A 13,740-nucleotide genomic window follows, 5' to 3' on the forward strand; every position below is an offset into this window, starting at 1 on the left:
TCGCGTCTTCCAGTGGTGGCGTTCGACTTTAGGGTCGTCGTCACCGAGACGGCCCGGATGAGTAAACCGCAAACAAAAGCATCGAGCCCGTCGCCACCTCAAGAAATGGTCAACCCCACCGCACCGACGGGTGCTGGTGGACGATTACAGATTCGTTGGCGAAACATTTCCCGATAGCAACCAATCTCTCGCTACTTTATCGTCACGGCAACCGCGTATCCGTTTGGACCGGTGGCAACACTGCCGAAATCGATTTCCAGCGCCTCGGCGTTCTGCGTCCACGGTAGATTCTGATTTCCATCGAGCAATCGTACTTGGCTCACCTGGCCTGCGGATTCGTTCAAGGCGTGGATCTGCACGCGACCTTCGGCCGGGGCCAATGACATCGCGTAAACCGTGTCGTCCTTGGCGCTGAACCAGAACTCGGTGGAAAGGGATGAGTCACTCTGTACCTTGCTGACTCCTTCGCTAAAGATAGTCCAACGCGTCGTCCCAAAGATAGCCTCTGAGTTGGTTTTCACCCAGTCCCCCATCTCCTGGAAATTCTTCACGCACGGTTCCTGCACGCGTCCCTCGCCGTCCGGTCCAATATTGAGCAGGTAGTTGCCGCCCTTGGAGACGATGTCAACGAAATTGCGAAGCAATTGATTGGAACTTCTCCAATTGTTGTCATGGGCTTTGTAACCCCAGGAGTGATTCCCGGTACCACAGGTTTCGAAGTGTTTTGCAGCCAAGTCGCTTCCGTCCGGTGTCTTGTTGTCGCCAGCGTCGACGTAGTCGCCAAAATCGTAGCCAATGCGACGGTTAACGATGATGTTAGGATTGAGATCGTAGATCATTTTGTAGAAACGGAAGGCCTGATCTTCGGTGATCAAGTCCTCGCCGTCGAACCAAATCAAGCTCAATTCCGGCATCAGCTTGATCAGTTCTTCGACCTGCGGATAGGCTTTGTTTTGTAGGTAGTCTTTATAGGGGTTGGGGCTGGGGTCCCATAGGTTTTTGCCGTTTGGCCGGGTGGGAACCCCCAAGGCGTCGCGGTTTTTTTTGACGTTGGTGTAGTTGGCGTCCGCGCCATCGGCCCAGTCACGACCATGCGAGTAATACACGCCAAAGTCCAGTCCTTCCGCGCGACAGGCATCGTATAGCTCTTTGATCAGATCTCCGTCATAGGGGCAAGCATCAACGACATCAAAATCAGAACAAGTTGAATCAAACAGCGCGAATCCGTCGTGATGCTTGGCAGTGATCACGACGTACTTCATTCCCGTATCCTTGGCAAGCTTAGCGACGTTTTCGGCGAAAGACTTATCGGGATTGAACCGTTTGGCGAATTCTCGATACTCGGCGCGGGAAATGTTAAACGTGAACATCAGCCATTCTGCCACGCGCGGGCCTGCGATTCTTGACTGTTCGATCCTGGTTCCCTTCCAGCTGCCGCCCGCAACGGAATAGGCACCCCAGTGAATGAACATGCCAAAGCGATTCTGTTTGTGACGGGCAAGGGCTGCTTGCTTTTCCGCCGAGAGATGCATTTTAAGCCAGGGCTCGTAGTACTTGTTCGAGCTGGTGTGGATACGGCTCTTTTCATAGGCCTCGGAAGCGAGGCGAACCGTCGTGGGCCCCAGTTCCGACTGAACCAAAAGGTGATGTGTGCCAGATTTTAGATCAATTGCCTTGGTCGTTTGCCATACGATTCCATCTTCGATCATGTAAACTTTCTTCAGCGAATCGCTAAACGAATTGCCGTCCACCGTCACGCGGACTTTCGCATCGCCGTCAGCGTTGGAAACCGGGCCGATCAGTTGAACCACATAGCGACCGGGGATCGTCAAGTCAAAGTCCCAGCGATAATGCGATCCCTCCACCTTTCCTTCGGAGGCGTCCATGACCACACAGCTGTTGACTCGCTGTGTGGGGACTGCATTTGGAACGGCTGCGGTAGCATGAAACAAGGGCAGGGCACATGCTCCGCACAAAAGGAATAGGTATCTTGTTCTTTCTCTCAAACTTTTTTCAATCATTGGTTTCATTCGCTTGTAGGATTATTTGATGGAGTCTTTCCATGCTTGGTACTTTGCGAGCAGAGTGTTGAATCGCTCGGGTTCAGCCTGGGATAGGTCGGTGATTTCTGTCTCCTCTTTATTAAGATTATACAGACTCCAATTTTTCCCGTCCTCGGTCACCAGTTTCCAACCGTCATCGATGATGAACGACTGTCCGCCTCGGTTCATATAGATTGTGTCTTGGTGTTCGATCGGCTGGTCATCGATCACGTCGGCAAAGCTGGCTCCGAGGATTTCCCGCCCAGAGACTCCATTGAATGTTTCTGGATATTCCGCGTCTGAAATTTCCAAAAAGGTTGGCATGACGTTGGAAACGTGTGCGAATTTATCCGTGAAACGACCCGGATTCTTAATTCTATTGGGCCAATGAAGAATCATGGGAGTTCGTGAACCGCCATTGTAGGCGCTCAATTTGCTCATGCGGTGCGGCGTGTTGGCAACGTTGCTCCAGCTACTGCCTATCGACAAGTACGTACCGACCTCGCCTGCGTTTTCGGGAACCTTCCGCGTGCCTACTTTTTCAGCGCCATTATCCGAGCAGAACAGAATCAGTGTTTTGTCAAAGACGCCCATCGATTTGAGTTTATCCAGGACATCTCCGATTCTCTGATCGACACGGTCAATCATCGCGGCATGGATCTCCATCAGGGCTGCCTGATCCGATCGCTCTTTGGCATTCATTGCTGACCAGTCCGCGTGCGTTGCCGGTGAGAGCGGGCATTGTTCCGGGTCAACCAGTCCCATGTCCACCTGCTTTTGATACCGAGCCTGACGAATAGCCTGGTAACCAACATCGTAGGTCCCTTTGTATTTGGCAATATCTTTTGGCCAAGCCTGCAGTGGATAGTGCGGGGCGGTGTAGGCTAGATACAGAAAGAAGGGGGTCCCGGTTTCTTCCCTTTTCCATTGGTCTAAATACTCGAGCCCCTTGCTAGTAAAGGCATCGGTCGAATAAAAGCCTTGGGGGAAATAATGCTGATACTTCGGGTCTGTGGTTTCGAAGGTCAGTTCTTCATCGCACCAGTAGCGTATCTTACCTTCCTTGCTGCCGGGAACGGGTTCGCCTTCTCGCTGTAATCCGGGGTTGAAATGGTTCGACATTCCATCCCGCAGCCCGTAATAGCGGTCGAAGCCACGATCAACGAGATTGATCGTGGAGTGATTTTTCCCAGAGGCATAAGTGTGATATTCGACCTGCTTCAACACATGCCCCAACGTCGGATTGTTGTAGGTACGTTGCGATGCTCCGACGTTGGAACGTCCCATCAACAGGCTGACCCGAGTCGCTCCACACTTGGCATTATTGAAGAAGCGACGGAATCGCACACCGCCTTTCGCCAAGGAGTCAATGTTGGGCGTTTCGATTTCCCCTCCGTAGCATCCGATATCCGACCATCCCATATCATCCACCATGATCAGTAGGATGTTCGGTTTTTCTGGTTGTGCCCCGGACACTGCTGTAACCGAAACAGACACGATCACACAAACGCACAATCGTAGTAATGTTTTCATCTCATTCTTTTCATGTATCGGCAACGGTACCGTGGAGGGGCTTCGTTAGGAGTGTGTACCTATCATCTCTTGTGCTTCAACCAGATTTGTTTTTGAAGTTAGCCGTTTGGGCTGTTAGCCACGGTTCTGTTGAAAAAACGGAGCCAACGTCCAAACGGCTAATGTTGTCAACTAAAGTGCTTCTCCCCCCTCCAAAGGGCACTAGTTCGCAGGGATCGCCTGATTCGAATAGGCCCCGTTTTGTCCAACCTCTGGATAGCTGACCAAGAAATTGTTTTCGTCAACCAAGTTCAGATAATAGTGCGTCGTCCCGGCCGGCAGTTCGACGGATGCCGTCGTACTGTCCTTCAACGTGGCCGTCGTCCGAAACCATTCCTCATGCGTTTTGCCGCCGTTGAGCGTATAGAGCAGATCCGCCCGCACCACTTTGGCACCGTTTTCAGTAAAGACGAATTCGACCGAATTCCCGGTAGCTTTATGAGAATTGACGGTGCATACCGAAGACTGTCCGGGCATCGTCTTATTCGAGGGGTTATAGTACGGATAGCTCGCGTCCATCTCGGTCAGTATTTCGGTTAGCCGAGCATTCATTGCGGCCGCCTTTTCCGGCATCTTCGCGGCTAGGTTATTGGCCTCTTCAATATCCACCCGCACTCGTTTTCCATTTTCGGTTCGATAGAGCTGGAAAACTTCGAGTTCAGGTGTCCCATCGTTGTTCACGTGGTCATAGTTTCGGATTAACTTATAATCGCCGACAATCAATGTGCTTTCCAAACTATTGCCATGCGGGAAATGCCACATCGTTGTGTCACGCACCGAACCATTGGTATCTTTAACCATCGTCGGGTCTTTGGGGTCACCCAACAGGAGTGGTGCCAGGTCGCAGCCATCAAGATTCTTGCCCTCCGGCCGTTGCGAACCTGTCAACGAAAGAATGGTCGGATAGAAATCAAGGCCGTTCACCCGTACATCGGATTGCACGCCTGCCGAAATGCCAGGGCCGACGATCATCATTGGCACGCGGGTACCACCCTCTTTCGCAGAGGATTTCCCTCGATCCAAGGGTGTATTGTCCGTGTAGCCTTTCACGCCTCCGTTATCGGAGGCAAAGATGATGTAGGTATTTTCGCTCAGCATATGACCCGGCCACCGCGGATCCTCGGTGGTTTCCAAATATTGGAAAACCTGCCCGACATAATAATCGAGAGACTCAACCATCGCCCCGTAGAAGGGATTCTTCTGCCCTATCATGCTCTTGTCGTTCTGTGGCTGTGGTTCTACACCCATTCGCTCGGCATACTTCTTCAGCAAGGCCTCATTGCGTGTAACAATCGGTGAGTGGACCAACCAGGTGCAGTAGTAGAGGAAAAAGGGTTTATCCTTATTTTCGCGTAGAAACGTTAAGGCATCCTCATTATTTTGGTGGTAAGGAAAACCGTTCGCGTCCAGGCGATAGGGATCATCCTTCGCCGTCGTGGCAAAACCGCTGAGACGGTTGTCCATGCCTCGCGAGCTGTGTGCACCTCGAGTCGAACGAGTGTAATCGAATCCCACATCCGCTGGCTGTGGGAAAGCAGAATGATTGATTGCAATGTGCCATTTGCCCGCATGCCCTGATGTATAGCCGTTGGCTTTCATCGCTCGTGCGAGCGTGAACGTGTCCTCCGGCATCCGACCGCTGTACCAAGGATCAATCATCCGCGAGCGACTATTACGCGGGGCCGGCGGACGCCCGCCCACCACGTGCGTCTTCTGGGCCCGGGCCGGATGGTTCCCACTCAATATGGCACAGCGAGACGGCGAACAGGTCGGTGCAGGCGAATAGGCCTGCCAGAACATTACACCTTTTTTTGCAAAGGCATCCAGATTCGGTGTGTCATAGGCCGATGGGGCGTCGACGTCATAGCACTTCAAGTCTTGCCAGCCTAGGTCGTCCGCCAGAATCAACACCACGTTGGGTTTGGGCTGAGCATAGAGCGACGAAGTGGACAACAGCACCACGCATAGACACTGTATTAGGTTTCTCATGTTTTTTCTTTAGGAAAGGTTCTTTAGAAGAATCGGTGGGGATGGTACTCGAAGAATGCTGCTTACGCCACTGGTTCGATTCACCTCGCCATGACCCGCCTCATTCTCCGTCAACTGAAATGAACATCGGCTCATTTCGATTTTTCAGATAGGTTCTCAGAGGCAGAATCCGCCGTCGACGCGGGTGGTTGATTCTCTACGATCAGCTTAATGACGGTGTCCACCGAGTCCCATGAATCACTGGCGTCGAGGGTTATCTTTACCTGGCTTGATGTCTGAGAAAAACCGCAAGCGTTGCCTGTCCGTAAGTTAACTGCAGAGCTGTATTCTCTACCGTCAGCTGGTGCATCAATGGTTAGAGTGGTTCCAGAAGGCGATTTCAATACGTGAAGATATTCATCGTTACCATCAGCTGATCGGGTTGCAATGCCCCAATCCAAATCGCTGATATTTGTTTTATCAGCTGTTGGCCATGAATCACTTGGGACTGTACTTTTAATCGACTCGCCCACGTCATCAATCATGGTTCCTAAACCTGTCATGCCGGATAGTATACCTTTATTCCAAGAAATAGTTTTCGTTGGGTAGGGACCAATTGCCCAAGCCACTCCACCACCTTCTTCGTTAACTCCAGCTTGCAGAACGGTGTACTTATACATCTGCTCACTTGTGTAACGAATCGTTCCTGGTTCAGCAGACCAACTTCTGTCGGAAACAAAAGAAACCGACCTCTCGTAGCCAGGCCAAGTTTCCTCATCGGATTTGTCCGCACCTGAATAACCACCTAGACCTTTGAAATTGGCGGCAACTGACTTGACCTCAACCGCACCGAAATCGGAACTCTCGTTAGCAAAGCCATTAGCTATTAGAACGGCATCCGGCATGATGGCTCTAACCGTTTCCCCTATACGTTTCGTATCGGTACAACCATAGATCAAACCTTTATCAAACCAGAAGCCTTTAAATTGTGTCTTATAGCGATCTGTAATTTCGGCGATCATCTCATTGATGAAGTTGTTGTAGATGGTTGTTTTCGTTTTCCTGTCAATATAACCAACCGCTGCTTGTTCTGCAGGAGAAAAGTTATGAGCCTCCGAAGGTTGAATATAAAAATAGACATCAATACCTTTCGCGTCACAGGCGTCTAATAATTCCTGCAATACGTCTCGCTGAGAGCTATGACCTTGCCCTCTCCACTGAGTCATCTTAGCACTGGGGTATAATGGATGCATCCTCAGATGCCATGCAGTGAAAATAAGATACTCTGGACTCATTTTAGCGATGTCGTCCACAAATCCTTGCACGTCAAAATTATCCGCCGCCCCATCGACATTCTTTTGTTTAGAGCCATCAGGATATGGTGTCATCGAACCATAATGTACAAAGATGCCATAGCTTTTATGGGCATAAGCATCACGGTTGTCGGTCGTGGATGTGGCATCCTGGCCGTAACCTAGTGCCGGCATAACAAGCAAGGAAAACCAAACAGACATCAGACGACCTCCGAAAACTACTTTTCGAGATTGATCTGATTGTGTTTGTCCGGTTTGAGGTGTGGCGGTTTTCATGGTGACTCTTCGGTTGGAGTATTCTTAGACTTTAATCGTTCGCGGTTGCTTGGTTTTTGATTTCTATTTCATGGTTCCGGCGGCGTTCCGCGGCAAAAGTTTCAACCGCACTTCTCGATGAGGAACTCAGAGGCTTCGTCGAACGGTACAAACACGCCGCGCCAAGATCACAACGGGGCTGAATAAAATATCCTTGAAGGCTTGACCGTCTTTTAGCTACCCAACGAACGCCATCGGCTCATTTCGATTTTTCAGATAGGTTCTCAGAGGCAGAATCCGCCGTCGACGCGGGTGGTTGATTCTCTACGATCAGCTTAATGACGGTGTCCACCGAGTCCCATGAATCACTGGCGTCGAGGGTTATCTTTACCTGGCTTGATGTCTGAGAAAAACCGCAAGCGTTGCCTGTCCGTAAGTTAACTGCAGAGCTGTATTCTCTACCGTCAGCTGGTGCATCAATGGTTAGAGTGGTTCCAGAAGGCGATTTCAATACGTGAAGATATTCATCGTTACCATCAGCTGATCGGGTTGCAATGCCCCAATCCAAATCACGGATCGTTGTTCCTTCCGCTGTTGGCCATGAATCACTTGGGACGGTGCCTTTAATCGACTCACCCACTGCATCAATCATGGCTCCTAAATCTGTCATACCGGATAGTACCCCGGAATTCCAAGATATCGTTTTCGTTGGGTAGGGGCCAATTGCCCACGCCACGCCACCACCTTCTTCGTTAACTCCAGCTTGCAGAACGGTGAATTTATACATCTGCTCACTTGTGTAACGAATCTTTCCTCTTGGTTCCGCAACCCAACTTCGGTCTGAAACAAAAGAAATCGATCTCTCGTAGCCAGGCCAACTTTCCTCATCTGTCATCGAAACAGTGTAGCCATCTCTTCCGAAAGTAACTTTAGGATTCTTTGTCTCAAGCGCGCCATAATCTGCGCTCTCGTTAGCGAACGTATTAGCGATCAGAACGGCATCCGGCATGATGGCTCGAATCGTTTCCCCTATACGTTTTGTATTTGTACAACGATAGGACAAGCCTTTATCAAACCAGAATCCCTTAAATTGTGTCTTATAGCGATCTGTGATTTCGGCGATCATCTCATTGAGGAAATTGTTGTAGGTTTCTGTTTTCGTGCTTCTATCAACATAGCCAACCGCAGCTTGATCTGCAGCCGTATAGTTATGAGCTTCCGAAGGTTGAATATAAAAATAGACATCGATACCTTTCGCATCACAGGCATCTAATAGTTCCTGCAATACATCTCGTCGAGAGCTATGATCTTCACCTCTCCATTGGGTCATCTTAGCACTGGGGTACAATGGTTCCTGCCAAAGATGCCATGCAGTGAAAATAAGATATTCTGGACTCATTTTAGCGATGTCGTCCACAAACCCTTGCACATCAAAATTATCCGCCGCCTCATCGACGTTTTTTAAACGAGAGCCATCAGGATAGGGCGTCATCGAACCATAATGAACGAAAATGCCATAGCTTTTATGGGCATAAGCATCACGGTTCTCGGTAGTGGATGTGGCACTCTGGCCGTAACCTAGTGCCGGCATAACAAGCAAGGAAAACAAAACTGACATCAGACGACCTCCGAAAACTACTTTTCGAGATTGATTTGATTGTGTTTGTTCGGTTTGAGGCGTGGCGGTTTTCATGGTGACCTTTTTTGTTGAGTGTAATATTTGACTTAAATCGTTCGCGGTTGACTGGTTTTCAGTCGTTTTTGGTTTCTACTTCATGGTTCAGGCGGCGTTCCGCGGCAAAAGCTTCAACCATACTTCTTGACGAAGAACTCAGAGGCTTCGTCGAACGCTACAAACACGCCGCGCCAAAGTTCACAACGGGGCTGAATATAATATCCTTGAAGGCTTGACCGTCTTTCAGCTACCCGAAGAACCCGTCGGAGAATGCGAACCACCAACATGCTCGAACGACAGGCCAGAGAAATCAAACGTCGCACGCATGTTGCTTTATCGATGAAACCTTCGGCTTTCCTCACAACAAGCGGTACTAAAAAGTGGAACGGTTCACTGGGGAAAATCGGTAGACGATTGAGATGCTTTGCCTTTGGGTGACACGTCATCATTATTTTGCCCCCACGCTATGGATGATGTAACCTTTTCAAGGTCCAAGGTAACGAAACAATGTTCAAACTTCCGGGTATAGACATATCCATCCTTGACAGCTTTGCCTAAGGGTTTTCCCATTTCTTTATCAAAGTCTTCATGGTACTCCATTAATACATCTGCGCCCCATAATCCATTTCCAGCCCAACGATAATAGGTGTTTTCATGAGCTACAATTAGATAGGCCGCATGACTAAAAGTATGGTCGGTACCCCAGATGCCGTCGTTGTCATTAGCCGAAAAAAGAATCATAACCTTATCGTTTGGTACGGTCATACAAGTGTCGATCATCATTTGCGCTGCGTCCTTCGTATCCAGTTCTCTTCTGAACCAGCTATCTACAAATACACCAGCACAATGCTCAAGAAAGTCCGGGCCAGTCTTGAAACTTGTCTCTCCCTTGGGATTAAATCCATTCATCAGTGACAATCCATGCATCCGCTCCATAATGCTTTTTGCCTGCTCCCCATTCCTGCTGTAAACCCCCTCAAGGCCATCGATAAAAACCCCCTCAAGTTCACTACTGTCCACAAGGGTATTCATCGTTTCAACATACCAGTCATTGCGTGCAGAATTGTTGAGATCCCAATCGTATTTACCGTTACCTATTTTAGTTGCCCACTCCGGGTGGACTGCGAGTGCCTCTTTTGTTGATTCATTCCATGCTGGATAAGCTCTCCGGATACTATAGATTGTGATAGGTTTACACCTTGGGTTGAGCGACTTTAAATGAGCCGCCTCATCCATACTGGATTTCTCATGTGAGGGATTGCCATACCTACGGTTCAAATGTGTTTTCTCAAAACAGAAAATCTCGTGGTGATCCCTGATAAACTCATATTGTTTCTGAGTAAATCCACTAGAAGCAGACGTATGACCGTAAAGACGAGTTTTTTTCCACTCGCCAGCATAGCCGGGTTGTGCCTGAATGGGCGTCGTTGCATTGACGGTCAATAAGAGCACAATGAAGTTAACGGTTGTTCTTAAAGTTCTCATTTCTACTACTTCAATTAGGCTTCATTGTTGAATCACAATAAGCTGGAAATGGAGGCCTAAAGCCCCCATTTCCTTGAGCATGAGCTAGTAAAACCATACAGCGAATTGTGGCCTTTGAGACGGGTTATGGATGGTTGACAAAGGAAACGTCTCCCAGTTCAACGCTCAATTTCAGTTCATCGCCCTTTTTCAAATTCACAGAACGGTAGCGGTTGCCGTAGGTTGAATCGCTTACCGCTTCGGGGCTACTGGCGGTCAGCTGAGAGACTTCACCCGGGAACTTGAGGTCGAACTCGTTATCGCGCATGGCGGTCAATGTTAGTTCAATCGACTTCGTTTCCATATCCCAGCGCATCGATACGCGGGCACCGGTGCGCGTCAGCATGCCATCGAACTCACCCGTCGACCACTCGGTCGGCAGCGCCGGAAGGATGCGCAGCATGTTGGCAGTGGACCCACACAGCATCTCAATCACCGCCGCCGGAATACCACAATTGGAATCGATCTGGAACGGGGCAACGGCTCTTGTTTTTACACCCACGTCTCGCAAGCCGTCATGATAGGTAAACAGGTTTTCGCCAACAAAGTTGCTCGCTAAAATATTCAGTGCATCCATTGCACGCTTCCCGTCCCCGAGGCGGGCGTAAACATTCGCCATGTGAGCCATCGACCAACCAGTCTGAGACTGCAGTCCGATCACCAAACGTTTCTCAATCGCCACTCGGCAGGCTTCATAGATTTCAGGATTTGATTCTTCGGTCACCTCTGTGCCAGGGAATACCGGATAAACATGTGATTGATGGCGGTGCTCGTAATTATCTTTGAAATCGGGATGCATCCACTCGCAGATCGCGCCGTCTTCGTTCACCTGATACTCCGGCATGTCGGCAAGCATCTGTTTCCAGCGTTTCACACCATCCTGCTCGATATCGAGCAGCTCGCAGGCCTCGATGAGATTGGTAAAGACCTCCTTGGAAATCGCGAACGCGATCGTCGAGTTCATCTGTACCTTGACTCGATCCCTCATCATGTTGCTGGCTACGTTTTCCGGAGACTGCGACGGGAAGAGCATGTTTTTCCCGTCCTCACCTTTCACGATGTAATCCTCATAAAACAGGGCAACCTCTTTCATGAAGGGAACCGCGCGGGTTCTCAGGAATTCCTCATCGCCGGTAAAGAGATAATAGTCATAGTAAAAGGAGGCCAGCCACCCAGCGGCGTCCGTCCAATGAATCACATGCGGTGACGTATGATGCAACACGCCCGAGTCGGGAGACATAAACGGCGGAATATAAATTCCTCGGCACCCCCATAGCTGTTTTGCGTTGTACCGAAATTCATCCAGGTGGGCATCAAAGTAGTCGTAAAACGCCATCATGGAATCTTCGATATTGCCGGGCAACGCCTGCCAATAGGCCATCTGTAGGTTTTCATTGATACCGTACAACCCATTCCACGCCGGATAGTAATCCCCGTTCCAAATGCCCTGCAGCCCCATCGGGATACTGCCGCCGCGGCTACCGGAAACCAAAAGATAACGCCCATAGTCAAACAGCTTCTGAACCAATTCCCTGGACGCTGGATTCTCACGAACATCCAGAAGCAATTGTTCATTCGAGGTATCCAGATTGCTGGTCAGCGTGAGCTCCATAGCATTGAATTTCGCACGGTGCATCTTCGCGTGACGGCTAAACAGTTCCTGATAGGAACCGGATAACGCACCCAGCTGTTTTTTCAAACGCGGTACAGCGGTATTGCTTGGTTCATTCGCAAAGAATCCAATCATCAGAACCACCTCATCCGCTCCGGAAAATTGAATGCCCCCATCGCTTGCGTCCACCTTTCCGTTTGTGTTGAGTACGCGCAACACACCACCAAACTCCCCACCGTCGGAACCATCCGCGCGAAATTCAACAAAGTCGCCATCCACGATGGTCTTATACGTAAATCCCGGTTTCGTAGGTCTACCTCTCCGGTCCAAGGAGTCTTTCAAGTCGTGAATATCCAAGGTAACACGACCGTTTACGTTCCCCGACTTATCAGCCGTGATCGACATCACGGAAACATCATCCGGAATCGAGACAAACAGCTTTCTGGAAAAGCGAGAATCGCCAGCGCTCCATGCCACCTCGATCTCACCGGTCTCAAAATCAACCGTACGAGCATAGTCCTCGGCCTTCGTCTCCGTGTCCGTCGTAACGAGCATATCAAAGGCCGGATGGCAGCGTGCGTTGGATCCCTTGAACCCCTGTTTTCTTATGGTTGACGAATAATATCCGTTGGCTTCGGAATATTTTCCCGCTAGCATCAGCTTCCGCACCACATCCAACTCGCCTGACATATCCGGAAGGTCATCGTTCCGCCCGCCGACCCAAAGCTCGTTGTGATTGAACAATATGCGTTCCGCATCCACGGAGCCATAGACGAGTGCACCCACCTGCCCGTTACCGGCCGGCAACGCATCCTGCCACCGCTCAGAGGGTTTCGTCATCGTCATTCCACGCCGATACGCGGGCTCAGCACCCTGTGCAAGAAACGCAATCCCGAGCGTTCCCAATAGAACCATGTTCTTGACCATTATCAGTATTCCTAGTCTAAAATTTTCTCTCAAAATAATCTTAAGCGATGAAAACAACTACATCGCAGCGTATCGTACAAGGTCCTACTGTTTCCACTAAGCCGAGCCCATCGGTATCAAATTCAAAAAAAGCCTCTTCAATCTTTCAAGCAGTTCAGGTTCGTGGTCCGAGGCTCGCTATCGCATTAATTACCAGGCATCTTTGCCATTCGGAGCAGCATGCCATGTCCGCGTGGCACACCATTGTGTGGCTGTGCCGACCACAAAGAATGCTGCGGCGAGTAAAGATTGATACATCATTGTGCTCATGATAAACAGCATAGCAGCTGGTATCACGGGGGCTATCGCATAAATACAGGATGGACTACTGGACACTTTGTCGCCCTTGGAGAGGTTTTTGGCTCTAGCCCGGATGATTCATTAGCCGTTTTGGCGATAGCCACGGCTGCGTGATTTGTCGTGTGAACCGTGGCTAACGGCCTGTCGATTTAATCGTTTAACGCTTAGCCGAAGGCGCCAGCTTTTCCATGAGCGGTCGCCTATGGCTTAGCGTTAAACAATAAATCGTGTCAAACCGATTAAATCGACAGGCCGCTAACCCGGATTATTCACGAGACACCAAACAAAAAGGGCCTTTCTTGCGTCTAAGTGTTTAACAACAAAGCACTTTCGACAAACAAGGAAGACCCTTCATGAGTTTACAGTCTGCGCAGCAATTTGTCTTGGGCTTTTGGGACAATAAACCGATCGAATTTGAGCAAGTCGAGGAGAATCTATCCTCCGATGGCGGACTGATCGCCTTCTATCAGCTCGATCAAAAACTCGGTTGGACAAAATCCCTGGCGAACCTCA

Annotated in this window: 7 protein-coding genes and 1 pseudogene; 1 reads left to right on the plus strand and 7 read right to left on the minus strand. The window is 49.8% G+C overall.

Going from position 1 to position 13,740, the window contains the following annotated elements; translation table 11 throughout:
* Nucleotides 1–191: 191 nt before the first annotated feature.
* From Q31b_RS26165 to Q31b_RS26185, 5 genes are all read right to left on the minus strand, one after another.
* Entirely contained in the window at nt 192–2,021 is a 1,830-nt protein-coding gene (locus tag Q31b_RS26165; RefSeq protein WP_197172402.1) for an alpha-L-fucosidase, read from the minus strand.
* A gap of 21 nt (nt 2,022–2,042) precedes the next feature.
* Complete coding sequence (locus tag Q31b_RS26170) at nt 2,043–3,575, minus strand: arylsulfatase (protein WP_146602620.1); 1,533 nt, start codon at nt 3,573–3,575, stop codon at nt 2,043–2,045.
* A 201-nt stretch (nt 3,576–3,776) separates the two neighbouring features.
* Nucleotides 3,777–5,603, minus strand: coding sequence for a sulfatase (locus tag Q31b_RS26175; protein WP_146602621.1), 1,827 nt, complete (start codon nt 5,601–5,603; stop codon nt 3,777–3,779).
* A gap of 131 nt (nt 5,604–5,734) precedes the next feature.
* Complete coding sequence (locus Q31b_RS26180; RefSeq protein ID WP_146602622.1) at nt 5,735–7,171, minus strand: alpha-L-fucosidase; 1,437 nt, start codon at nt 7,169–7,171, stop codon at nt 5,735–5,737.
* Nucleotides 7,172–7,409: 238 nt separating this feature from the next.
* Nucleotides 7,410–8,843 carry an alpha-L-fucosidase gene (locus Q31b_RS26185; RefSeq protein WP_146602623.1) on the minus strand — a complete coding sequence of 478 codons (1,434 nt, stop codon included), beginning with the start codon at nt 8,841–8,843 and terminating at the stop codon, nt 7,410–7,412.
* Nucleotides 8,844–9,051: 208 nt separating this feature from the next.
* Here Q31b_RS26185 and Q31b_RS29765 point away from each other — a divergent pair.
* A pseudogene (locus Q31b_RS29765) lies at nt 9,052–9,155 on the plus strand (transposase); the annotation flags it as partial.
* Nucleotides 9,156–9,215: 60 nt separating this feature from the next.
* Here Q31b_RS29765 and Q31b_RS26190 read toward each other — a convergent pair.
* Both Q31b_RS26190 and Q31b_RS26195 read right to left on the minus strand, forming a co-directional pair.
* A complete protein-coding gene (locus tag Q31b_RS26190) occupies nt 9,216–10,310 on the minus strand; it encodes a putative glycoside hydrolase (RefSeq protein WP_146602624.1) in 1,095 nt (364 codons plus the stop codon).
* A gap of 124 nt (nt 10,311–10,434) precedes the next feature.
* Nucleotides 10,435–12,888, minus strand: coding sequence for a glycoside hydrolase family 95 protein (locus Q31b_RS26195; RefSeq protein ID WP_146602625.1), 2,454 nt, complete (start codon nt 12,886–12,888; stop codon nt 10,435–10,437).
* Nucleotides 12,889–13,740: the final 852 nt, after the last annotated feature.

Origin of the sequence: Novipirellula aureliae (assembly GCF_007860185.1) — a bacterium.
GTDB lineage: Bacteria > Planctomycetota > Planctomycetia > Pirellulales > Pirellulaceae > Novipirellula_A > Novipirellula_A aureliae.